Source organism: Azospirillum brasilense (assembly GCF_008365405.1).
In the GTDB taxonomy this organism is placed as follows: Bacteria; Pseudomonadota; Alphaproteobacteria; order Azospirillales; family Azospirillaceae; genus Azospirillum; species Azospirillum brasilense_D.
The window spans coordinates 309,775-331,144 of record NZ_QOKV01000004.1 but is presented as its reverse complement, the minus strand read 5'-3'; the positions used below and the strand labels follow the sequence as shown (position 1 = coordinate 331,144).

Sequence of the window (21,370 nt, the reverse complement as noted above, 5' to 3'; positions counted from 1 at the left end):
GCCCCGCGGCCGGCCCCGCGATGGGCACAGCCAGCATGAATTCGGGCCAATAAGAAAAGGGGAGAGCAGGTGCCATGACCAAGGTTCCGGAAACCACCAGCCTGGAACAGCGCTGCAGCGCCGAGACGCAGCGCGCCGCCAAGGGCTTCACCCGCCGCCTGCTCCTCCAGGGCACCGCCGCCGCCGCGGGCGTCGCCGCGGCCGGCCCCTTCATCCTGCGCGAGGGCCGCGCCGCGTCGGGCAGCGTCAAGATCTTCTCCTGGGCCGGCTACATCAGCCCGGACATGCTGGCCGACTTCGAGAAGAAGACCGGCATCAAGGCCAGCCTGACCGAATACGGCACCAACGACGAGCTGCTGAACCAGCTCAAGGCCACCGGCGGCGCCGGCTTCGACATCATCCACCCGACGGTGGACCGCGTGCCGAACTATGTGGAGTTCGAGCTGGTCCAGCCGCTGGACGAGTCGAAGGTCAAGTGGGACGGCTGCCTGAAGTCGGCGGTCGAGGGCTCCGCCGCCATGGGCGCCGTGGTCGGCGGCAAGCGCTTCTTCGCCCCCGCCGACTGGGGGACCGAGGCCATCGCCTATGACATGAACAAGGCGCCGCTGACCTACGGCACCGCCAGCTACGGCGACCTGTGGAAGCCGGAGCACGCCGGCAAGGTGACCGTGCGCGGCCATTCCGGCCTGATCGGCATCGGCCTGTGGCTGGAAGGCCAGGGCAAGCTGCCCCACCCGATCCGCGAGCAGTTCAAGGACGAGGCGAAGGCGCGGGCCAATTTCGACGCGATCCTTCAGGTCGCAGCCGCCAACAAGAAGGCCATCGGCCAGTTCTGGTCGAACGAGAACGAGGCCCAGGGCGCCTTCCGCACCAACGGCTGCGTCATCGGCCAGACCTGGGATTCGTCCGCGGTCGCCCTGCGCAAGGAGGGGCTGCCGATCCGCTTCCTGGCGCCCAAGGAAGGGGCGCTGGCCTGGATGGAGGGCTTCGCGATCCCGGCCAAGGCGGCGAACCTGGAGCAGGCCTACGCCTGGATCAACTGGTTCTACACGCCGGAGGCGGGCGCCCTCTACACCAACCATTCCGGCATCTCCAGCACGGCGGTCGGGGCGGAGGCTCATCTGTCCGACCTGAACAAGCAGTTCTTCGCCGACGCCTATCCGGGCGACGCGCTGCAGAAGCTGTGGTGGTGGCCGATCCAGGAGGCCTGGTACGTTTCCATCCGCAACGAGTACCAGGACCGCTTCCTGGCCGCGTGAGTGCGACCCTCTCCCGCAACCCAATATCCCCTCTCCCCTCCGCTCACGCGCAAACGAAGTTTGCGCTGACGCGACAGGCGGACCTTCGGTCCGCCGAAAGCGGGGAGAGGGTTAGGGTGAGGGGGTTGCGCGTGTGCCGGACGCACCGCCATGCGCACCCCCCTCACCAGCCCTCCGGGCCACCCTCTCCCCGGAGGGTGAAGGGCTAAGGGCGGCGGCGTGTGATCGTCCCAAAAGGGATTGACCTTCCAATCAGGTGCCTATGAGTCAGGACGTCCAGCTCGAGTCCGTCACCATGCGGTTCGGTTCCGTCACCGCCGTCCGCGACGTGTCGCTGACGGTCGGGGCGGGGGAATTCTTCAGCTTCCTCGGCCCGTCGGGCTGCGGGAAGACCACCATCCTGCGCATGGTCTCCGGCTTCATGGAGCCGACGGAGGGCGCCATCCGCATCGGCGGCCGCGACATGCGCGGCATCGGCCCGAACAAGCGGCCGACCGCGCTGATCTTCCAGAACCTCGCCTTGTTCCCGCTGATGACGGTGGCGGAGAACATCGGCTTCGGGCTGGAAGTGCGCGGCGTGCCCTCGGCGGAGCGGCAGGGGCGGGTGCGCAAGCTGCTCGATCTCGTGGCCCTGCCCGACGCCGCGCAGAAGAAGGTGACGGAGCTGTCGGGCGGCCAGCGCCAGCGCATCGCCATCGCCCGCGCTCTGGCCGTGGAGCCCGCCGTCCTGCTGCTGGACGAGCCGCTGTCGGCGTTGGACCTGAAGCTGCGCCAGCACATGCGCGCCGAGCTGCGCGACCTCCAGAAGCGGACCGGCGTGACCTTCATCTACATCACCCATGACCAGGGCGAGGCGCTGACCATGTCCGACCGGATCGGCGTGATGTCCAAGGGCGTGCTGGAGCAGGTGGGCGACGGGCGGACCATCTATGACCATCCGGAAACCGCCTTCGTCGCCTCCTTCGTGGGGGAAAACAACCGCTTTTCCGGCACCGTCGCCGAGTCGGCAAACGGGCTCGCCGCTCTGGACACGCCCCGCGGCCGTCTGGTCGGGCGCAACCCGCGCCGCCTGTCGCCCGGCGACCGCGCCACCCTGTTCGTCCGGCCGGAGCGCATGGCGGCGGGGGCGGGGGCGGAGAACGCGCTGGAGGCGCGGGTCACCCACCGCGATTTCGAGGGCGCCTTCATCAACGCCTTCCTGGAGGGCGGCCTCACCGTCCAGGTGCCGCATCTCGGCGACGAACCGCCGCTGAACCCCGGCGACCCCGCCCGGATCGCCTTCCGGGCGGAGGACGCGGTGATTTTGCCGGACGCGCCGGCGTAATGCCGGTCAGCGGCCGACCGGTACCGCCACGGGCACCGCCGCGCGGAAGGGCACCGTCTCGAAGTCGCTGACCAGCGCGTCGAGCCGCACCGCCCAGGACCCGGCCACCGGCAGAGCCACCCCGTCCGCCGCGTAGACGCCGGGCGCCACCTTGGGCAGGGGGCGGGTGATGCCCTCGATCCCGGCGGCGGGCAGGGCCAATTCTGCCGACACCTCCAGCGCGTCGAGCGGCGCGCCGTCCGGTCCGGTCAGGCGCATCTCGACGCGGTTCGCTCCTGGCGTCGCCGGGGTCACCGTGACGATGGCCGTGCGCCCGCGGGCCACGACCGCGGTGCTGAAGCCCGCCGGCTTCTCGGCGAAGACCGGCAGGGCCTGGGTGCGCGGCGGCGGGGTGGTGCCCAGCCCGGCGGTGAACAGCACGACCAGCGCGGCCACCACCATCTCCGTCTGGACGCTGGCGCGCAGCCGGGCCGCTCCCTCGGTCCCCATGGTCTCCAGCCGTGGGGTCAGCCGCCAGCGGTTGACGGCGGCCAGCGCCAGCAGGGCCAGCGCGCAGACAATCTTGCCGGTCCAGATCTGGCCGTAGGCGGTGGTCAGGATGGTGCGCGGGTCGCCGAGTTGCAACGCGCTCAGCCCCGCCCCGGCGAGCAGCAGGACCGCCACCGCCGGAACCGCGATGGCGGAGAAGCGGCGGACCAGCCGCAGCGACTCGGCCGGCGGCTCCGTCCTTAGCAGCACGGCCAGCGGCCAGAAGCTGCCGATCCAGAAGGCCACCGCCAGACCGTGCAGGGCGACCAGCGGCACGCTGAGCCAGCGCGGCTCCGCCGTCGCGGCGTGGCCGGTGGCGGCGAGCGCCAGCGCCGCCCCGACCGCCCCGGTGACCAGCAGCACGCGGCCCGCCGTTCCACGCTCCTCCAGCGCCAGCCCCAGGGCGACGGCGATCAGGCTGAGCAAGGACAGGAGGGCGCTCGGCCCCGCCGTGCTGGTCAGGCCGGCGATCCAGGGCGAGGCTCCGGCCAGGGCGGACAGCGGCGCCCCTTCCAGAACCGCGCCGGCCAGTCCGGCGTTCAGCAGCGCCACCAGGGCGGCGACGCCGACGCCCAGACACAGGCCGGGGCGCAGGCGGCGGTTCAGCGGACTCCACCGCCCCGCCACCAGCACCAGGAACAGCCCGCCGCCCACCGAGGCGAGCAGGCTTCCGTAATGGAGCGCCCGAACCGCGGCGGCGGCCAGCAGCGTCGCCGGCGGTGTCGCCCCGTCCAGTTGCGCCGGTCGTTCCGGTTCCGCACCGATCCCGAACAGGAGCGATCCGGCGACCGGATGGCCGTCCGTTGAGCTGACGCGGTAGCTGAGGACGTGCGTTCCCACCGCCAGCCCGCCGGGCAGCGCGACGCGCAGCGCCCCGTCCCCGGCGGCCGGGGCGGGCAGGGGAAGCGTCACCCCGCCGGGACCGATCAGCGTCACCGACACCGGCCGCACCGGCTCGTTGAAGCGCAGCATGGCCTCGGCGGGCGCGCTGTCGAGCCGCGCCCCATCCTCCGGAACGCTCTCCACCAGCACGGCATGCGCCAGGGCCGGCGCGGACAGGGACAGCAGCATCAGGGCGGCGACCCACCCCACGACCAGCCGGCGCATGCGATCGTCCCTTCCCTTACGGCTTGGCGGTCAGGGTGACGCCGGGGGCCGGCTCCTTAACGTCGTGGTCGGTCTTGCCCGGCTCCGGGATCTCGATCCAGCGGTGCACGCCCGTCTCGCATTCCTGCACCACGGGGAAATAGACCACGGTGCCGGGGGCGGCGTCGGGCAGGCGTGCGCGGAAGACGAACTCGTCGTAGTGGGCGTCGGGCAGCGAGCCTCCGGTCCAGGCGATCTCGGTGACGCCCTTGCTCAGCGACTCGCCGTAGTAGTCGTAGGCCTTGGCGTATTGGCCTTCCCTGGTCGTCAGGGTCCAGCCGGGCTTGGGCATCGGCTTCACCGCGATGACCCCTTCAGGGATCTGCACGCGCAGGGCGATGGTGGGGGAGGCGCCGCAGCCATGGCCGACGCGCAGCACGCCCTTGTAGGTGCTGGCGGCGGGAGCCTGCTTGGTCTCCAGCGTGGTGTGGGCGAGGGCGGTGGAACCAGGAAGAAGACCGGGCAGGCAAGCGAGGACGGCGGCGGCCAGCAGGGCGCCGCGGGTGTTGCGGATCATGGGAACTCTCCGGTGTGGGTCTGTCTGAGGGTGTCGGTTCAGACACCCACCGGAGGCGCCCTGGCGGAGAAGGCGCGCGGGGTTCGCCCGACCCCGGCCGCGTCGTCCGTGGGCAGCGGAAGGGCGGCCAGCACGATCCCGACCGGCGGCAGCGGGGCCGGCGCCAGGACCGGACCCAGCAGGGACCCGCCCCCCAGCGACAGGCAGATCGGGCAGTAGGTGACGTGCCCCGGTGTGCCGTCCGGAACGGGGGCATGGTCGGAGTGCGACGCTGCGGAGGCGTCGGGCGCGGCGCCGGAATGGCAGATCGAGCCCGCCATGGCAAATTGCGCCGACTCCGCCAGCACCCTGGCCAACGGCGCCGGGACGTGGGTGGCCATGACCAGGGCGTGGAAGACCAGCACCAGCGCGGCGACCCACGCTGTTGTCTCCCTCATCACGCCGGATGTCCGCCATGCACGCATGGCGTCACTATGGGCACAGTCCAGGGACCGAAAAAAGGCAATAAAATTGTGGTTATTTGTCGGGACATGGCCTCGCTTGCGCTCCGGCCCAGGGTCGTGAGAGGCTTTCGATCCTAGAATCTCGGCTCTGAATCTCGGCGGGTGGGGGTGGTCATGGGCGGCGTGCTGCGCCGGTACGGTCCGGTTCTGACCGCGGCGATCCTGCTGGCGGTGGCCGCGTGGCTGCTGCTGCTGGTCGTGCTGCCGCAATTGCTGATGGTGGACTTTTCCTTCCGTCCGTCGCTGCCGCCCAGCAAGGCCGGCGGGCCGGAGGACGTCTACACGCTGCGCAACTACGCGACGCTGTGGACCAACCAGATCCATCTGGCAATCTTTCTGAAGACGATCTGGGCGAGCAGCCTGGTCACGGCGGTGACGCTGGCGGTCTGCTACCCCGTCGCCTTCTACATGGCGCAGGTGGCGCCGCGGCGGCGCCTGCCGCTGCTCGTGTTGATGCTCGTCGTGCCCTTCTGGATCAACGAGCTGCTGCGCACCTTCGCCTGGTACATCATCCTGGCCTTCAACGGGCCGCTGAACGCGCTGCTCGTCGGGCTCGGCCTCTATTCGGAGCCGCAGCGGCTGCTCGGCGGCGACACCGGGGTGATCATCGGGATGGTCTACGTCTACATCCTCTTCATGGTGTTCCCGATCATGAACGCCATGGAGTCGCTGGACCGCAACCAGATCGAGGCGGCGCGCGACCTGGGGGCGGGGTGGCTGCGCATCCATCGCCGCATCGTCATCCCCCACGCCAAGCCGGGCATCGCGGTCGGCTGCATCATGACCTTCATGCTGGCGGCGGGCAGCTACGCCGTGCCGGCCCTGCTGGGCGGACCGCAAAGCCGTTGGTTCACCGAGGTCATCTACAACTGGTTCTTCGAGGGCGGGAACTGGAACCAGGGCGCGGCCTACGCCTTCATCCTGCTGATCCTGTGCATCGCCTTCATCCTGCTGATGATGCGGCTGTTCCGCGTCGGCCTCACGGATATCGCCAAGTGACGGACATCGCCAAATGACCGCCGCAAGTTTCCGCCGCTGGGTCACCGGGGCCTATCTGGTCCTGTTCTTCGGCTATCTGTTCCTGCCGCTGGGGATCATGGCGGCGGCGACCTTCAACAGCAGCCGCTTCCCGACCGTCACCCCCTGGATGGGCTTCACGCTGCAATGGTTCGGCGCCCTGTGGGCCGACCAGCGCATGTGGCAGGCGCTGGGGACCAGCCTGCTGGTCGGGGCGGGGGTGATCGCCGTGGCGGTGCCGCTGGGGCTGGCGGCGGCGCTGCTGCTCGACCGGCTGCACAGCCGGGCGCGGACCTTCCTCTACGCCGTGATGGTGTCGCCGCTGCTGACGCCGGGGGTGATCGTCGGCATCTCCACGCTGGTCTTCTGGCGGGAGTGGTTCGGGGTGACCGGAGGCCTGTTCCTGACCATCCTGGCGCAGTCCAGCTTCATCGCGGCCTACGCGATGCTGCTGTTCCTGGCGCGGCTGCAACGGTTCGACCAGACGCTGGAGGAGGCGGCGCTGGATCTGGGCGCCACCCACGGGCAGGTGTTCCGGCGGATCACGCTGCCGTATCTGACGCCGGCCATCCTGTCGGCGTCCTTCCTGGCCTTCCTGCAGAGCTTCGAGAACTACAACACGACGCTGTTCGTCCGCGGGCTGGACACCACGCTGACGGTCTACATCGCCTCGAAGGTGCGCACGGGCCTGACGCCCGCGGTCAACGCGCTGTCGCTGATCCTGATCGCGCTGACCATCCTGGGCGCCGTCGTCTACGAAATCCTGCGCCGGCGCGAAGCGCGCCGGCAGCCGGACCCCGCGTGACGGCAGGAATCAATCTTCGCTTTCGTCGGCGTCGGCTTCGATCTGGGCGGCCAGATCGCGCAGCATGTCGATGACGTCCTCGTGGCTGGTCTCGTCCACGGCGGTGTTCACGGCGGCCTCGATCATGGCGACGGCGATGTAGGGGCCGAGGACCCCGCCTTCCTTGATCGCCGCCTCGAGATGCTTCTCGGCGACCGACAGGGCCTTCTCGAACAGGGCCTCGGCCGTCTGGTTGGTGCTGTCCTTGCTCATCTTGCGGTCCGTTGCGGGTGTTATGGTGCGACTCCTATAACACCGCCCCGCCCGGGTTGGCGCGGCAAATCGGGACGGTGCGGGGAATGACCGTCATGCCCGGGCTTGCCCCGGCCCGCCGCACCGGCCACATTCGGCCGGAACCACCATCTGACAGGCGACCATGACCGATCCGACCCGCCCCGACCTCTACCGTTTCTGGATCGCCGAGCATGTGCGCTTCGCCGACCTCGACGCGCTCGGCCACGTCAACAACAACGCCATCGGCGTGTATTTCGAACAGATTCGCGTGTTGCTGGTCCATGATTGCGGTGGTTTCCGCGACGAGTCCCCCTGGACCGTGGTGCTGGCGCGCAGCGTCATCGACTACAAGGCGGAGCTGCGGTTCCCGGCGGACATCCGCGTCGGCGCGCGCGTGGCGAAGGTCGGCAACAGCTCCGTCGTCCTGGGGGCGGCGATCTTCGAGGGCGACCGCTGCGTCGCCGTGCAGGAGGCCGTCTGTGTCATCGTCGACAAGGACAGCCACCGCCCGACCCCGGTGCCGGCCGACCTGCGCGACGCCCTGGCCCGCTACGCGTGAGGACGCCGTGCCGCCGCGTTTCCCGCTGACCCGCCGCACTCTGCTGACCGGCTCCGCCCTGCTGGCCGGAGCCGTTCTGCTGCCGCGCGCGGCCCGTGCGGCGGTGGGGGAGGGGGAGGCGGTCCGCCTGTCCGCCGGCCCGGCCCGCGTCAATCTGGCGGGGGCGGGCTTTCCCGACACGGCGGTCTGGGCCTATGACGGGCGGATTCCGGGGCCGGAACTGCGCTTCCGCCAGGGCGACACGGCGCGCATCGCCTTCGCCAACACCCTGCCGGAGCCGACGACCATCCACTGGCACGGCCTGCGCGTTCCCAACGCCATGGACGGGGTGCCCGGCCTGTCGCAGCCGCCGGTGCCGGCCGGCGGGCGGTTCGACTATGAATTCCCGCTGAAGGACGCCGGCACCTTCTGGTACCACCCCCACGTCAACAGCGGGGTCCAGGTGGCCCACGGCCTGACCGGCGCCTTCATCGTGGAGGAGCGGGAGCCGATCCGCGTCGACCGCGACCTGCTCTGGCTGCTCGGCGACTGGCGCCTGACGAAGGAGGCGGAGCTGGCCGGCGGTTTCGGCCATCCCATGGACGCCACCCACGCCGGGCGCATCGGCAACACCGTCACCATCAACGGCGCGGTGCGGGACCGCGTGCCGGTCCGCGCCGGGGAGCGCGTCCGGCTGCGCCTGATCAACGCGGCGAACGCCCGCGTCTTCGCGCTCGACTTCCAGGGGCACGCGCCGCGGGTGATCGCGCTCGACGGTCATCCGGTGACGCCGCACGCCCCGCCGGACGGCAGGGTGGTGCTGGGGCCCGGCCAGCGCGCCGACCTCGTGATCGACATGGAAGGCAGGCCGGGTGAGGGGTTCGATGTGGTCGACGGCTTCTACCCGCGCATGGCCTACCGGCTGACCCGGCTGACCTACGGCGCCGAAGCCCCCTTGCGCGACTCGCCGCTGGACGCCCCGGTCGCGCTGGCCGCCAACCCGCTGCCCGAACCCGACCTCGCCGGCGCCGTCCGCCAGGACGTGGTGCTGGACGGCGGGATGCACGGCGCCATGCCGAAGACCGCCGGGCAGCGCGGCCCCTTCTGGGCGCTGAACGGCGTGGCCTCCATGGCGCATCATCACCTGGAACCGCTCATCACCGTCAAACGCGGTCAAACGCAGGTGACCGCCTTCGTCAACGAGACCGGCTGGTGGCATCCCATGCACCTGCACGGCTTTCCCTTCCGCGTCCTGTCGCGCAACGGCCAGCCGGCCGAGCATCGCGAATGGCGCGACACCGTCCTGCTCGGCCCCCGTGAGACGGCCGAGATCGCCTTCGTGGCCGAAGAGGCCGGCGACTGGATGCTCCACTGCCATGTTCTGGAGCATCAGGAGACCGGCATGATGGCCGTCCTGAGAGTGACCGCGTGAAACGACCCGCCCCCAAACACCGCCCATCCCCCCGCGGCAGCGAACCGCGCACCGCCCCCCGTGTTGCCCCCCGTGTCGCCCCCCGTGTTGCCGAGGTGACCGTCGGCGAGGTCGGCGCCCGCGGCGACGGCATCGCCAGCTTCGAAGATGCCAAGCTCTTCGTGCCGCTGACCGTCCCCGGCGACCGCGTGCGGGTGGCCGTGAAGGACGCCGCCAACGCCAAGGGAGACGGTCTGCGCGCCGACCTGCTGGAAATCCTGGAGCCCGGCCCCGGACGCGCGGCGCCGCCCTGTTCCCATTTCGGAACCTGCGGCGGCTGCACGCTCCAGCATATGGAGGACGCCGCCTACGCCGCCTGGAAGGTCGGGCTGGTGCAGGGCGCGCTGGCCCGCGTCGGGCTGGGCGACGCGGTCCTGGAGCCGCTGTCGCGGACGCCGCCGGCCGCGCGCCGCCGCGCCCGCTTCGCCGCGCTGAAGCGGGGACGCCGCGTCTGGCTCGGCTTCAACGAGCGGATGAGCCACCGGCTGACCGATCTGGCGGAGTGTCCGGTGCTGCGGCCCAACCTGTTCGCCCTGGTGGAGCCGCTGCGCGGGCTGCTGTTGTCGGTGCTGCCGGACGGTGGCGGCTGCGACGTGATCGCCACCGATCTGGAGGGTGGGATCGACCTCGTGCTGGTCGGCCCGCGCAGCCTGGACCGCGCGGCGCGGGAACGGCTGGTGGCCTTCGGCGAGGCGGAGGGGGTGGCCCGCATCTCCTGGCAGGCCGATGAACGGCAGCCGGATGGCCGCGGTACGCCGGAGCCCATCGCCCACCGCCGTCCGCTGGCGGTGTCCTTCGCCGGACTGCCGGTCACCCCGCCGCCCGGCGCCTTCCTCCAGGCGAGCGCCGAGGGGGAGGCCGCCCTGGTTGCCGCCGTCCTCGCCAACATCGGGGAGCCGAAGCGGGTGGCCGACCTGTTCGCCGGGCTGGGCACCTTCGCGGTCCCGCTGGCCCGGAAGGCGGCGGTCCATGCGGTGGAGGGGGACGCCCCGGCGCTGGCCGCTCTGACCAAGGCGGCGGGGACGCTGCGCCTGACCACGGAGCGGCGCGACCTGTTCGAGAACCCGCTGACGGCGAAGGAGCTGGCGCGGTTCGACGCGGTGGTCTTCGACCCGCCGCGCGCCGGCGCCGCCGCCCAGGCGCAGGCCCTGGCCGGGTCGAAGGTGCCGCGGGTGGTGGCGGTGTCCTGCAACCCCGCGACCTTCGCCCGCGACGCCCGCACTCTGGTGGACGGCGGGTACGCGTTGAGCCGCGTCTACCCCGTGGACCAGTTCCTGTGGTCCGCCCACGTCGAGGTCGTCGGGGTGTTCACCCGGTGATGCTGCGGTGGGAGCGGGTCACCACGAAGACACGAAGGACACGAAGACCATCACAAAGAAGTTCCGGCAAAGCGGAGCGGTCCTCCGCCAGCCGACGCCCCTTCGTGAAAATCTTCGTGCCTTCGTGTCTTTGTGGTGAAATCCACTCAATCCAACTGCATCACGATGGCCTTGAGATAGGCCGACTCCGGCAGATGCGGGTGCACCGGATGGTCCGGCCCGGCCCCGGCGCTGCGCAGGATGCGCCCGGTCCGCCCGGCGTCGTGCAGGCCGCGGGCGACCTGCTCGGCGAAGGTCGGCGGGTCGACGTTGTGGCTGCAGGACGCGCAGAGCAGGAAGCCGCCCGGCGCGGTGATCTTGGCGGCCAGACGGGTCATCTTGCGGTAGGCGCGGCAGCCGACGGCGAGGTCCTTCTTGGACTTCACGAAGGCCGGCGGGTCGGCGATGACCACCTCGAACGTTTCGCCCTCGGCGTTCAGCCGCTCCAGCTCGTTGAAGGCGTCGGCGCGGCGCGCCTCGAAGCGGTCGGCTACCCCGTTGGCCTCCGCCGCGCGGGTGGCGTTGTCCAGCGCCCCCTGCGAGCGGTCGACCGACACCACCGACGACGCGCCCTCGACGGCGCAGAGCACGCCGAAGCCGCCGTTGTAGCTGAAGAAGTCGATGGCCCGCTTGCCCTTCGCCAGCTTGGCGATGAAGGCGCGGTTGTCGCGCTGGTCGTAGAACCAGCCGGTCTTCTGCCCGCCCAGCGGGTCGGCGAAGAAGGTGGCGCCGTTCTCCTCCAGCCGGATCGGGCCGTCGATCTCGCCCTTCACCAGCCGGCTTTCCTCGGGCAGCCCTTCCAGCGCGCGCTGGGTGCTGTCGTTGCGCAGGATGACCGCGCGCGGGGCCAGCACCTCGTCGATGGCGGCGAGGATGGCGTCGATCCGCTGGTCCATGAAGACGCTGTTGGCCTGCACCGTCACCACGTCGCCGTAGCGGTCCACGATCAGCCCCGGCAGCCCGTCGGCCTCCGCATGCACGACGCGGTAGTAGGGCCGGTCGAACAGCGCCTCGCGCATCGCCACCGCGCTCCTCAGCCGCCCGGCGAGGAAGGCGTGGTCGACCACCGTCGCCGGGTCGCCGGAGAGCATCCGCGCGGCGATCAGGGTGTGCGGGTTGAAGGTGGCGATGCCCAGCGGCTTCCCGCCGGGGTCCAGCAGGCGCACCGGGCTGCCCGGCGGGATGGCCTTGGCCGCCGTGTCCATCTGGACTTCGTTGGAATAGACCCAGGGGTGGCCGTGCAGGACGCGCCGCTGGCGGCCGGCCTGCAGATGGATCGCCCGGTATTTGACGGGGGTGGTGGGGGTGTCGGTCATGATGGCCGTATCCTAGCCGCTCGCGCCCGCCGAGCAAACGGTCACATCGCTGGAGTCGTGGGAAACGGGGCCCGGATTCGCGGGATGGGACGGGGGGCCTGACGCTTGCGGCGCGGTTTACGGGATGCCGAGCGGGCTTTCCGCCTGCGACCGATGCGCGCGGTTGTCGTTGGCGCCGTCCATCGCCTTGCACAGCCGCAAGGTTTCCGTGCGGTGCCCGTCCTGGTGAAAGCAGGTCAGCAAGGACCCGCGCGCCCCGGTCTCCCCGGCCAGCATTTCCGGCAGGGAGGTGTGGATCGCCGTGCATCCGTGGCTGCGCGCCAGACGATCCATGGAACGCAGCAAAGTCTCCGCCGGGCCCGTCATGTCGAACAGGTCGAGCACGACGAAATTCTCCACGGCCAGAATTCGGCCATGGCGAAGATGCTCCGCAATAGCGTATGAGAAAAGTCCATGGAGGTACCCCCGTGCGTTCTGCACGGTCATGATGCCGGCCGGCGCCGCGGGGGTATCAACCGGCCCGATAAGTGCTGCGGCAAATGCGCGCCATTGCTCCACCGGCAAGTCCGGGAAGATGGCCCGCACCAGCGGATAGGCCTGGTCGATCTGACGCTGACCGAGAGGTTTCGCGATGAAGCTTTCGTCCATGCCCGTCCGACCGCGTGAAGGACGGTGAACGATGGCAGGCACCGGTAAGACCGGTCGTTGACGTAGATCAATGTTGCAAGGTCCACCCCTACACATATTGGGATTATTGGAGGCAGGCGCAACCGGCGTCCGCATAAGAAGTGCATCGTATGTGAACCTGCCCCCCTCCTTAACAGTACGTACCCAGCGGTGGTGCAACCTCAGGGGAAGCGGCCCGAGCCGCCCGGGGCAAACGGGAGAGATTGAATGACATCAGCGACTCTGACGCCAGGGGCCGCCCTGGGCAGCCAGCGGGTGTCGGAAAATGTGCGTTACTACGAAGACGCCGTCCGACTCTTCGTCATCGCTTCAGTGTTCTGGGGTGTCGTCGGCTTCCTGGCCGGCGTCTTCATCGCACTGCAGCTCGCTTTTCCGGCGCTGAATCTCGGCCTTGAGTGGACGAGCTTCGGGCGCCTGCGGCCGGTCCACACCTCGGCCGTGATCTTCGCGTTCGGCGGCAACGTCCTGTTCGCCACCTCGCTCTACTCCGTGCAGCGCACGAGCCGCCAGTTCCTGTTCGGCGGCGAGGGCCTCGCGAAGTTCGTCTTCTGGAACTACAACATCTTCATCGTCCTGGCGGCGCTCAGCTACGTGCTCGGCTACACCCAGGGCAAGGAGTATGCGGAGCCGGAGTGGATCCTCGACCTCTACCTGACGGTCATCTGGGTCCTCTACGCCATCCAGTTCGTCGGCACGGTGATGACCCGCAAGGAGTCGCACATCTACGTCGCCAACTGGTTCTTCATGGCGTTCATCCTGACCGTCGCGATCCTCCACATCGGCAACAACGTCAACGTCCCGGTGTCGCTGACCGGGATGAAGTCCTACCCGTTCGTCTCGGGCGTGCAGAGCGCCATGGTGCAGTGGTGGTACGGCCACAACGCGGTCGGCTTCTTCCTGACCGCCGGCTTCCTCGGCATCATGTACTACTTCGTTCCGAAGCGCGCGGAGCGGCCGGTCTATTCGTACCGCCTGTCGATCGTGCACTTCTGGACGCTGATCTTCCTCTACATCTGGGCCGGCCCGCACCACCTGCACTACACGGCCCTGCCGGACTGGGCGCAGACGCTGGGCATGACCTTCTCGGTCATGCTGTGGATGCCGTCCTGGGGTGGCATGATCAACGGCATCATGACCCTGTCGGGTGCCTGGGACAAGCTGCGCACCGATCCGGTCCTGCGCTTCCTCGTGACGTCGGTGGCCTTCTACGGCATGTCGACCTTCGAGGGCCCGCTGATGTCGGTGAAGCCGGTCAACGCCCTGTCGCACTACACCGACTGGACGATCGGCCACGTGCACTCCGGTGCGCTCGGCTGGGTGGCCTTCATCTCCTTCGGCGCGATCTACTATCTGGTCCCGGTCCTGTGGAAGCGCTCGCAGCTCTACAGCCTGCGTCTGGTCAGCTACCACTTCTGGACCGCCACCATCGGCATCGTGCTCTACATCACCGCCATGTGGGTGTCGGGCATCATGCAGGGCCTGATGTGGCGCGCCTACGACAACCTCGGCTTCCTCCAGTACTCGTTCGTCGAGACGGTCGCGGCCATGCATCCCTTCTACGTGATCCGTGCTCTGGGCGGCGTCCTGTTCCTGGCTGGTGCCCTGATCATGGTCTACAACCTGTGGCGCACGGCCAAGGGTGACGTCCGCATCGAGAAGCCCTATGCCTCCGCCCCGCACAAGGCGGCGGTCGGTGCGGCCTGACGCCGGAGGAACTGAGAAAATGGCTGAGCAAAAAAAGGGCTTTAGTCACGACACGATCGAGCGGAACACGCTTCTGCTCATCGTCCTGATCCTGATCACCGTGTCGATCGGCGGCCTCGTCCAGATCGTCCCGCTGTTCACGATCGAGTCGACGATCGAGAAGGTGGATGGGGTCCGTCCCTACTCGCCGCTCGAACTGGCTGGCCAGAACATCTACTACCGCGAAGGCTGCTACAACTGCCACAGCCAGCAGATCCGTCCGTTCCGCGACGAGGTGGAACGTTACGGTCACTACTCGCTGGCCGCGGAAAGCATGTACGACCATCCCTTCCAGTGGGGCTCCAAGCGCACCGGTCCGGACCTGGCCCGCGTGGGCGGCAAGTACTCCAACGACTGGCAGGTCGCCCATCTGGTCGAACCGCGCGCCGTGGTGCCGGAGTCGATCATGCCGGGCTATGCCTGGATGAAGGACCGTCCGCTGAAGTACTCCGACATCCAGGATCACATGAAGACCCTGCGCATCGTCGGCGTCCCCTACACGGACGAGCAGATCGCCAGCGCCAAGGCCGACCTCGAAGCGCAGAAGAACCCGGACGCCGACACGGCCGGTCTGATGAAGCGCTACCCGAAGGCCGTCGTGGCGAACTTCACGGGCAACAAGGGCGTCACCGAAATGGACGCGCTGGTGGCCTACCTGCAGGTCCTGGGCACCATGGTGGATTTCACCAAGTACCAGTCGCCCAAGCAGCTCCAGCAGTAACCGGGAGGGATCCATGGACTTGGATTCGATCACTGTCGCCCTGCGGTCCTTCTGGACCGTCTGGTTGGCCCTGCTCTTCACCGGCATCGTGGTCTACGCCATGTGGCCAGGCAACCGGGGCAAGTTCGAAGACGCCTCCCGGATCCCGCTCAAGGAAGATGGTCAGGAGTTTTAGGCCATGGCACAGAAAGAAAAGGACGCCCTGTCCGGCGTCGAGACCACCGGCCACGAGTGGGACGGCCTGCGGGAGCTGAACAACCCCCTGCCCAAGTGGTGGCTGTACATCTTCTACGTCTGCATCGCGTGGTCCCTCGTGTACTACGTGCTCTATCCGGCTTGGCCGCTGGGCAAGAGCTACACGAAGGGCCTGCTCGGCTACTCGCAGCGCGAGGAGCTGGTGCAGAAGGTCGCCGACGGCAAGAAGGCCCAGGAAAAGTACCTGACGGCCATCGCGGCGACCTCCGTCGAGGACATCCAGAAGAACAAGGACCTCCTTGCCTTCGCGATGGCTGGCGGCCGCTCCTACTTCAACGAGAACTGCGCGGCCTGCCACGGCGCCGGCGGCCAGGGCGCCAAGGGCTTCCCGACGCTCGCCGACGACGTGTGGCTGTGGGGCGGCACCTCTGCCGACATCTACAAGACCATCCAGCACGGCATCCGTGCGGATGACGGCGACACCCGCGGGACGGTCGGCATCGGCATGACCGCCTTCGGCCGGGACGGCATCCTGAACCGCGAGCAGATCGGCCAGGTCGCCGAGTACGTCTTGTCGCTGAACAAGCGGTCGACCGACGCCGCCGCCGCGGAAAAGGGCAAGACCGTCTACGACGAGAACTGTGCCGCCTGCCACGGCGACAGCGCCCAGGGCTCGGTCGCGGTCGGCATGGACGTCGGCGCTCCGCCGCTCGTCACGGCCAACTGGCTGTATGGCGGCGACAAGGCCACGCTGGTGGAGACCATCACGAACGGCCGCGCCGGCGTGATGCCCGCCTGGTCGAAGCGTCTGGACGACGCGACGGTCAAGTCGCTGGCCGTCTACGTCCACAACCTGGGCGGCGGCAAGTAAGCCGTCCAGCCAGGAAGGACCGGCCGGGGAGGGGGACGCCCCCCTGGCGGGTCCGCCGGACTTCGGTGCCGGGGAGGCGACTCCCCGGCATTTTCTTTTTCCGGCTTGCGCTCAGGGGAAGGGGACAGCGGGCGCCGGACCCCGGGGAGGCCCCTGGAATCCTTTGATCCAGCGCAATGCCCCTGTGACGTTGTGCCGCCATAGTCCCCATGCCACCGCCGAACCACGTCGGCATGGCCAAACCGCCCGCACGGCGGACGCCAGAAGAAGAGGGCGAGGTCATGAGCACGACCACCGAACAGCCGCCGGCCCAGACGGAACTCCAAACCGGCACGATGGCGCGGCCGGCTGCGGACGCACCCGCCGCCCCGCCGAAGGCGCCGCGCCGCGCGTCGCGCTCGATGTACCAGAAGCACACCAAGGTCTATCCCAAGGCGGTGCACGGCACCTTCCGCCGCATCAAATGGGCGGCGCTGGCGGTTCTCCTGGCGATCTACTACGTGCTGCCCTGGGTCCGCTGGGACCGCGGGCCGAACGCCCCCGACCAGGCGGTGCTGCTCGACCTCGCCAACCGGCGCTTCTACCTGTTCTTCGTGGAGCTGTGGCCGCAGCAGATCTATTACCTGACCGGCGCCCTGATCCTGGCGGCGCTGGGCCTCTTCCTGGCGACCTCGCTGGCCGGCCGCGTCTGGTGCGGCTACGCCTGCCCGCAGACGGTGTGGACCGACCTCTATGTCTGGGTCGAGCGGCTGGTCGAGGGCGACCGCGGCGAGCGCATCCGCCTCGACCAGGGCGCCTGGACCGCCCGGAAGGCCGGGCGCAAGGTTCTGAAGAACCTGATCTGGCTGCTGATCGCGCTGGCGACCGGCGGCGCCTGGATCTTCTACTTTACCGACGCGCCGACACTGCTCGGCGACATGCTGCGCTTCGAGGTGTCCTCGACCGCGCTCGGCTTCATCGGCCTGTTCACCGCCACCACCTATCTGCTGGCCGGTTTCGCGCGGGAGCAGGTCTGCACCTACATGTGCCCGTGGCCGCGCTTCCAGTCGGCGATGATCGACGAGGACAGCCTGATCGTCACCTACCAGGACTGGCGCGGCGAGGGCCGCAGCCTGCTGCGCAAGTCGCAGAGCTGGGAGGAGCGCGAGGCCGAGGGGCTGGGCGACTGCATCGACTGCTTCAACTGCGTCCAGGTCTGCCCCGCCGGCATCGACATCCGCGACGGGCTGCAGATGCAGTGCATCGGCTGCGGCCTGTGCGTCGACGCCTGCGACGAGATCATGACCAAGGTCGGGCGGCCGACCGGCCTCATCAAATTCGACACCCAGACCAGCCAGGTGGCCATCGCCACCGGCGGGCAGCCGGTGCCCTTCCGCCTGCTGCGCCCGCGCACGATCCTCTACACGCTGATGATGCTGGTCATCGCCGGCGGCATCGGCGTCGGGCTGCTGCTGAAGCCGGGGCTGGACATCAGCGTTCTGCGCGACCGCGCCCCGCTGTTCGTGACCCTGTCCGACGGGTCGGTGCGCAACGCCTACACCTTCAAGATCTCCAACATGACCCGCGACCCGCGCGCCTACACGCTGGCGGTCTCCGGGGTGGCGGAGGCCAGCCTGTCGGTGGCCGGCGACGGCCAGGACGAGCAGGCCGGCACCCAGCGCCTGACCGCCGATCCGGACATGGTGGCGACCTACAGAATTTTCGTGACCGCGCCGCGCACCGGTTTGCAAGGCGCCTCCCAGCCCCTTACCTTCAGGCTTACCTCGGCCGATGGTGAGGTGGCGACCTATGACTCCGTCTTCATGGGGCCGGCCAACTGATCCCGACCGGCTCTTCGCGCTGCATTCACCAAAGGTCAAGACGACGATGACGCTGTCCACCGACGCCGGAACCCGCCGCACCCCGCCCCGCCGGACCGGCCGCCAGCCCGGCTGGTACATCCCCTGGATCTTCGTGGCCGGTTTCGCCGTCGTGATCGCGGTCAACGGCGTGATGCTGCATTTCGCCCTGTCGAGCTGGACCGGCGTCCAGACCGAACAGCATTTCATGAAGGGCCTGAAGTACAACGAGGATCTGGCCGGCGCCCGCGCCCAGGCCGAGCGTGGCTGGAAGGTCGCCACCGACTTCACCAGCACCGAGGCGCAGAAGGGCATCCTGGCGCTGACGCTGCACGACAAGCACGGCAACCTGCTGAAGGACGCCGAGGTGAAGGTCGCCTTCATCCGCCCGACCAGCGAGGGCCACGACGTGCGCCTCGACCTGCCCTATCTGGGCGAGGGCCGCTTCGCCGCCCCGGTGGCGCTGCCGCTGCCCGGCCAGTGGGACCTGCGCGTGGAAATCCATCATTCCACGGGCGACTACCAGGACGAGCAGCGCCTCTTCGTCAAGTAAGCGCCCAGCGCCCAAACCTACGGCAAACAAGCATACGGGTTCCGTGACATGACCGTCTGCCTCCACTGCGGGCAGGAGCATCCCGAGGGCACCGGCACCACCGCCTCCGACGGCGCCGGCCCCTTCTGCTGCACCGGCTGCGCGGCGGCCTACGATCTCGTCCGCGGGCTCGGGCTGGAACGCTATTACGAGCGGCGCTGCGTCGATCCCGCCGCCCGGCCGCTGCGCCCGGACGGCGAGGCACCGCCGCTCGACTACGCCCCCCACGCCAAGCACGCCGAGGACGGCACCGCCTCGCTGCACCTGATGGTCGACGGGCTGCAATGCGCGGCCTGCGTCTGGCTGATCGAGACGGCGCTGGCCCGCCAGCCGGGGGTGACCCACGCGCGGCTGAACATGACCACGCGCCGCCTGTCGGTGACGTGGCGCGAGGCCGAGACCGACGCCAACACGGTCGTCGACACCGTCGCCCGCATCGGCTACCGCGCCGTGCCCTTCGACCCGGAACGTCTGGGCGACGCTCAAGCGAAGACGGAGAAGGAGCTTCTGCGCTCGCTGGCCGTCGCCGGCTTCGGGGCCAGCAACGTCATGCTGCTGTCGGTGTCGGTCTGGGCCGGGCACGCGACGGGCATGGGCTCCGCCACCCGCGACCTGATGCACTGGCTGTCGGCGCTGGTCTGCATGCCGGCCATTGCCTACGCCCTGCGGCCCTTCGCGCGTTCGGCCTTCCAGGCGCTGCGCCGCGGGCGGACGAACATGGACGTGCCGATCACCATCGGCGTCCTGCTCGCCACCGGCATGAGCCTGTTCGAGACGATCAACAGCGGCCAGCACGCCTATTTCGACGGCGCGATGATGCTGCTGTTCTTCCTGCTGATCGGGCGCTACCTCGACCAGCGGGCGCGCGGCCGGGCGCGCTCGGCGGCGGAGCAGCTTCTCGGCCTGCACGCCACCTCGGTGACCGTGCTGAACGAGGACGGGCGCAGCGCCATCGTCCCGCCGGATCAGGTCAGCCCCGGCTCCACCGTGCTGGTTGCGGTGGGCGAGCGGGTCGCGGTGGACGGCACGGTGGCCGACGGCGTGTCCGACCTCGACACCGCCCTGATCACCGGCGAGACGGTGCCGGGCAGCGTGCGCCCCGGCGACCGCGTGTTCGCCGGCATGCTCAACCTCACCGCCCCGCTGCGCGTGACCGTGACGGCGGTGGGGGAGGGCACGCTGCTGGCCGAGATCGTCCGGCTGATGGAGGTGGCGGAGCAGGGCCGCGCCAAATACGTCGCCATCGCCGACCGCGTGTCGCGCCATTACGCCCCGGTCGTCCATGTGGCGGCGCTGGGCACCTTCCTCGGCTGGCTGCTGCTCGGCGGGCTGCCCTGGCAGGATTCGCTGATGAACGCGGTCGCCGTCCTCATCATCACCTGCCCCTGCGCGCTGGCGCTCGCCGTGCCGGTGGTGCAGGTGATCGCCAGCGGGCGGCTGATGCGGCAGGGCATCCTGCTGAAGACCGCCACGGCGCTGGAGCGGCTGGCCGTCATCGACACGGTGGTCTTCGACAAGACCGGCACGCTGACCGAGGGGCGCCCCGTCCCGCAGCTCGACGGCGTGGCCGAGGACGACCTGCGCCTCGCCGCGGCGCTCGCCGGGGCCAGCCGCCATCCGCTGGCCCGCGCCCTGACCCGCGCGCTGCCCAGCGTGCCCGTCGCCGCCGGCGTGCGCGAGGTCCCTGGCGCCGGCCTCGCCCTGGACGGGCCGGAAGGCGAGATCCGGCTGGGCAGCCGCGCCTTCACCGGCGCGCCGGACGCGGCGGAGGACGCCGCCGGGCCGGAGCTGTGGCTGGCCCGCCCCGGCGCTGTCCCGGTCCGCATCACCTTCCTCGACGCGCCGCGCGCCGACGCCGCGGCGGTGGTGCGCGGGCTGAGGGCGCGGGGCCTCGACGTCCGGCTGCTGTCCGGCGACCGCCGCGGCGCGGTGGCCGCCGTGGCCGCGCAACTGGGCATCGAGGACTGGCGGGCCGGCCAGACGCCCGCCGACAAGACCGCCGTTCTGGACGCGCTCGCCGCCGAGGGCCGCAAGGTGCTGATGGTCGGCGACGGGCTGAACGACGCCCCGGCGCTGGCCGCGGCCAGCGTGTCGATGTCGCCGTCCACCGCGGTGGACGTCAGCCAGACCGCCGCCGACGTGGTGTTCCAGGGCCGCCGCCTGCGCCCCATCCTGGAGGCGTTCGAGGTGTCCCGCCGCTCCGGGCGGCTGGTGCGCCAGAATTTCGCCATCGCGCTGGTCTACAACCTGTTTGCGGTGCCCATCGCCATGGCGGGCATGCTGACGCCGCTGCTGGCGGCGCTGGCCATGTCCTCCTCCTCCCTGATCGTTATCGCCAACGCCCTGCGGCTCAGCCGCGGCGCGGTGACCAAGGACCTGACCGATGACCGAGCTTCTCTATCTGATCGCGATCGCGCTGAGCCTGGGGCTGATGGGCCTGGGGGCGTTCCTGTGGGCTCTCAAGTCCGGGCAGTTTGACGATCTCGACGGGGCGGCCCACCGCATCCTGTTCGACGACGAGCCGCCGCGCCCCAACGCCGAGCCGTCGACCCCGCCGAAAGGGCGCTGATCGGTCGCTCCGGCGGGCCGCTCATAAGGCATTCGTATGGCAATTCGGCCACGGCCCTTGCGAGCACCGTTGCGAAACAGACCGAATATGACGATTATG

21 protein-coding genes are annotated in these 21,370 nt (G+C 69.7%); 15 read left to right on the top strand and 6 right to left on the bottom strand.

Going from position 1 to position 21,370, the window contains the following annotated elements:
* The first annotated feature begins 74 nt into the window (after positions 1-74).
* Entirely contained in the window at positions 75-1,259 is a 1,185-nt protein-coding gene (locus DS837_RS10090; protein WP_211102157.1) for an extracellular solute-binding protein, read from the top strand.
* A gap of 262 nt (positions 1,260-1,521) precedes the next feature.
* The gene (locus DS837_RS10080) at positions 1,522-2,583 is read left to right on the top strand and encodes an ABC transporter ATP-binding protein (RefSeq protein ID WP_149164602.1); all 1,062 of its coding nucleotides are present in this window, start codon (positions 1,522-1,524) and stop codon (positions 2,581-2,583) included.
* A 6-nt stretch (positions 2,584-2,589) separates the two neighbouring features.
* Here DS837_RS10080 and DS837_RS10075 read toward each other — a convergent pair whose 3' ends face one another.
* From DS837_RS10075 to DS837_RS10065, 3 genes are read right to left on the bottom strand one after another with little or no spacing between them, the layout of a single operon-like run.
* Positions 2,590-4,218, bottom strand: a complete 1,629-nt coding sequence (locus tag DS837_RS10075) for a copper resistance CopC/CopD family protein (RefSeq protein ID WP_149164601.1) — start codon at positions 4,216-4,218, stop codon at positions 2,590-2,592.
* A 16-nt stretch (positions 4,219-4,234) separates the two neighbouring features.
* On the bottom strand, positions 4,235-4,774 hold the full coding sequence (locus tag DS837_RS10070) for a YcnI family copper-binding membrane protein (RefSeq protein WP_149164600.1): 540 nt from the start codon (positions 4,772-4,774) through the stop codon (positions 4,235-4,237).
* A gap of 38 nt (positions 4,775-4,812) precedes the next feature.
* Positions 4,813-5,211 carry a DUF2946 family protein gene (locus DS837_RS10065; RefSeq protein WP_170295797.1) on the bottom strand — a complete coding sequence of 133 codons (399 nt, stop codon included), beginning with the start codon at positions 5,209-5,211 and terminating at the stop codon, positions 4,813-4,815.
* A gap of 180 nt (positions 5,212-5,391) precedes the next feature.
* Between DS837_RS10065 and DS837_RS10060 the strand changes: the two genes are divergently transcribed.
* Together DS837_RS10060 and DS837_RS10055 are read left to right on the top strand one after the other, a co-directional pair.
* The gene (locus DS837_RS10060; RefSeq protein ID WP_149164598.1) at positions 5,392-6,276 is read left to right on the top strand and encodes an ABC transporter permease; all 885 of its coding nucleotides are present in this window, start codon (positions 5,392-5,394) and stop codon (positions 6,274-6,276) included.
* Between the two features lie 13 nt (positions 6,277-6,289).
* On the top strand, positions 6,290-7,099 hold the full coding sequence (locus DS837_RS10055; RefSeq protein ID WP_035670025.1) for an ABC transporter permease: 810 nt from the start codon (positions 6,290-6,292) through the stop codon (positions 7,097-7,099).
* Positions 7,100-7,108: 9 nt separating this feature from the next.
* Here the strand turns inward: DS837_RS10055 and DS837_RS10050 are convergent, their stop codons facing one another.
* Positions 7,109-7,351 (bottom strand): hypothetical protein, encoded by a 243-nt coding sequence (locus tag DS837_RS10050; RefSeq protein WP_149164597.1) that lies wholly within the window; start codon positions 7,349-7,351, stop codon positions 7,109-7,111.
* Positions 7,352-7,514: 163 nt separating this feature from the next.
* On the opposite strand from DS837_RS10050, the gene DS837_RS10045 reads away from it, so the two are divergent.
* The 3 genes from DS837_RS10045 to DS837_RS10035 are packed head-to-tail and all read left to right on the top strand — an operon-like array spanning position 7,515 to position 10,700.
* Positions 7,515-7,931, top strand: coding sequence for an acyl-CoA thioesterase (locus DS837_RS10045; RefSeq protein ID WP_149164596.1), 417 nt, complete (start codon positions 7,515-7,517; stop codon positions 7,929-7,931).
* Between the two features lie 7 nt (positions 7,932-7,938).
* Positions 7,939-9,342, top strand: coding sequence for a multicopper oxidase family protein (locus DS837_RS10040; RefSeq protein WP_149164595.1), 1,404 nt, complete (start codon positions 7,939-7,941; stop codon positions 9,340-9,342).
* Positions 9,339-10,700, top strand: coding sequence for a class I SAM-dependent RNA methyltransferase (locus tag DS837_RS10035; RefSeq protein ID WP_149164594.1), 1,362 nt, complete (start codon positions 9,339-9,341; stop codon positions 10,698-10,700). The genes DS837_RS10040 and DS837_RS10035 overlap by 4 nt, the downstream gene beginning before the upstream one ends.
* Positions 10,701-10,846: 146 nt before the next feature.
* Here the strand turns inward: DS837_RS10035 and DS837_RS10030 are convergent, their stop codons facing one another.
* Positions 10,847-12,055, bottom strand: a complete 1,209-nt coding sequence (locus DS837_RS10030) for a class I SAM-dependent rRNA methyltransferase (RefSeq protein WP_149164593.1) — start codon at positions 12,053-12,055, stop codon at positions 10,847-10,849.
* A 117-nt stretch (positions 12,056-12,172) separates the two neighbouring features.
* Positions 12,173-12,703, bottom strand: coding sequence for a hypothetical protein (locus DS837_RS10025; protein ID WP_149164592.1), 531 nt, complete (start codon positions 12,701-12,703; stop codon positions 12,173-12,175).
* A 246-nt stretch (positions 12,704-12,949) separates the two neighbouring features.
* Here DS837_RS10025 and ccoN point away from each other — a divergent pair, with 246 nt between their 5' ends.
* The 8 genes from ccoN (at position 12,950) to ccoS (ending at position 21,271) form a co-directional block, all read left to right on the top strand.
* On the top strand, positions 12,950-14,446 hold the full coding sequence (gene ccoN / locus DS837_RS10020; RefSeq protein WP_145623072.1) for a cytochrome-c oxidase, cbb3-type subunit I: 1,497 nt from the start codon (positions 12,950-12,952) through the stop codon (positions 14,444-14,446).
* 19 nt (positions 14,447-14,465) lie between these two features.
* The gene (gene ccoO, locus DS837_RS10015; RefSeq protein WP_145623071.1) at positions 14,466-15,206 is read left to right on the top strand and encodes a cytochrome-c oxidase, cbb3-type subunit II; all 741 of its coding nucleotides are present in this window, start codon (positions 14,466-14,468) and stop codon (positions 15,204-15,206) included.
* Between the two features lie 13 nt (positions 15,207-15,219).
* Positions 15,220-15,381, top strand: a complete 162-nt coding sequence (locus DS837_RS10010; protein ID WP_014238792.1) for a cbb3-type cytochrome c oxidase subunit 3 — start codon at positions 15,220-15,222, stop codon at positions 15,379-15,381.
* Positions 15,382-15,384: 3 nt separating this feature from the next.
* A complete protein-coding gene (ccoP, locus tag DS837_RS10005; protein WP_149164591.1) occupies positions 15,385-16,272 on the top strand; it encodes a cytochrome-c oxidase, cbb3-type subunit III in 888 nt (295 codons plus the stop codon).
* Between the two features lie 281 nt (positions 16,273-16,553).
* Positions 16,554-18,092 carry a cytochrome c oxidase accessory protein CcoG gene (gene ccoG / locus DS837_RS10000; RefSeq protein WP_149164590.1) on the top strand — a complete coding sequence of 513 codons (1,539 nt, stop codon included), beginning with the start codon at positions 16,554-16,556 and terminating at the stop codon, positions 18,090-18,092.
* Positions 18,093-18,138: 46 nt separating this feature from the next.
* Positions 18,139-18,663 carry a FixH family protein gene (locus tag DS837_RS09995; protein ID WP_149164589.1) on the top strand — a complete coding sequence of 175 codons (525 nt, stop codon included), beginning with the start codon at positions 18,139-18,141 and terminating at the stop codon, positions 18,661-18,663.
* Positions 18,664-18,711: 48 nt separating this feature from the next.
* Positions 18,712-21,180: a heavy metal translocating P-type ATPase gene (locus tag DS837_RS09990; RefSeq protein WP_149164588.1), complete on the top strand. Its 2,469-nt coding sequence runs from the start codon at positions 18,712-18,714 to the stop codon at positions 21,178-21,180.
* The gene (gene ccoS / locus DS837_RS32630; RefSeq protein WP_247889849.1) at positions 21,134-21,271 is read left to right on the top strand and encodes a cbb3-type cytochrome oxidase assembly protein CcoS; all 138 of its coding nucleotides are present in this window, start codon (positions 21,134-21,136) and stop codon (positions 21,269-21,271) included. Before DS837_RS09990 ends, ccoS begins: the two co-directional genes overlap by 47 nt.
* Positions 21,272-21,370: the final 99 nt, after the last annotated feature.

What these genes read in the sequence shown, in the direction of transcription:
- ccoG (WP_149164590.1), top strand. Translation starts at nt 16,554, where the DNA reads ATGAGCACGACCACCGAACAGCCGCCGGCCCAGACGGAACTCCAAACC.
- DS837_RS10030 (WP_149164593.1), bottom strand. Translation starts at nt 12,055, where the DNA reads ATGACCGACACCCCCACCACCCCCGTCAAATACCGGGCGATCCATCTG.
- DS837_RS10090 (WP_211102157.1), top strand. Translation starts at nt 75, where the DNA reads ATGACCAAGGTTCCGGAAACCACCAGCCTGGAACAGCGCTGCAGCGCC.
- DS837_RS09995 (WP_149164589.1), top strand. Translation starts at nt 18,139, where the DNA reads ATGACGCTGTCCACCGACGCCGGAACCCGCCGCACCCCGCCCCGCCGG.
- ccoN (WP_145623072.1), top strand. Translation starts at nt 12,950, where the DNA reads ATGACATCAGCGACTCTGACGCCAGGGGCCGCCCTGGGCAGCCAGCGG.
- DS837_RS10055 (WP_035670025.1), top strand. Translation starts at nt 6,290, where the DNA reads ATGACCGCCGCAAGTTTCCGCCGCTGGGTCACCGGGGCCTATCTGGTC.
- DS837_RS10075 (WP_149164601.1), bottom strand. Translation starts at nt 4,218, where the DNA reads ATGCGCCGGCTGGTCGTGGGGTGGGTCGCCGCCCTGATGCTGCTGTCC.
- DS837_RS10060 (WP_149164598.1), top strand. Translation starts at nt 5,392, where the DNA reads ATGGGCGGCGTGCTGCGCCGGTACGGTCCGGTTCTGACCGCGGCGATC.
- DS837_RS10045 (WP_149164596.1), top strand. Translation starts at nt 7,515, where the DNA reads ATGACCGATCCGACCCGCCCCGACCTCTACCGTTTCTGGATCGCCGAG.
- ccoS (WP_247889849.1), top strand. Translation starts at nt 21,134, where the DNA reads ATGGGCCTGGGGGCGTTCCTGTGGGCTCTCAAGTCCGGGCAGTTTGAC.
- DS837_RS10025 (WP_149164592.1), bottom strand. Translation starts at nt 12,703, where the DNA reads ATGGACGAAAGCTTCATCGCGAAACCTCTCGGTCAGCGTCAGATCGAC.
- DS837_RS10080 (WP_149164602.1), top strand. Translation starts at nt 1,522, where the DNA reads ATGAGTCAGGACGTCCAGCTCGAGTCCGTCACCATGCGGTTCGGTTCC.
- ccoP (WP_149164591.1), top strand. Translation starts at nt 15,385, where the DNA reads ATGGCACAGAAAGAAAAGGACGCCCTGTCCGGCGTCGAGACCACCGGC.
- DS837_RS10070 (WP_149164600.1), bottom strand. Translation starts at nt 4,774, where the DNA reads ATGATCCGCAACACCCGCGGCGCCCTGCTGGCCGCCGCCGTCCTCGCT.
- DS837_RS10010 (WP_014238792.1), top strand. Translation starts at nt 15,220, where the DNA reads ATGGACTTGGATTCGATCACTGTCGCCCTGCGGTCCTTCTGGACCGTC.
- DS837_RS09990 (WP_149164588.1), top strand. Translation starts at nt 18,712, where the DNA reads ATGACCGTCTGCCTCCACTGCGGGCAGGAGCATCCCGAGGGCACCGGC.
- ccoO (WP_145623071.1), top strand. Translation starts at nt 14,466, where the DNA reads ATGGCTGAGCAAAAAAAGGGCTTTAGTCACGACACGATCGAGCGGAAC.
- DS837_RS10050 (WP_149164597.1), bottom strand. Translation starts at nt 7,351, where the DNA reads ATGAGCAAGGACAGCACCAACCAGACGGCCGAGGCCCTGTTCGAGAAG.
- DS837_RS10065 (WP_170295797.1), bottom strand. Translation starts at nt 5,211, where the DNA reads ATGAGGGAGACAACAGCGTGGGTCGCCGCGCTGGTGCTGGTCTTCCAC.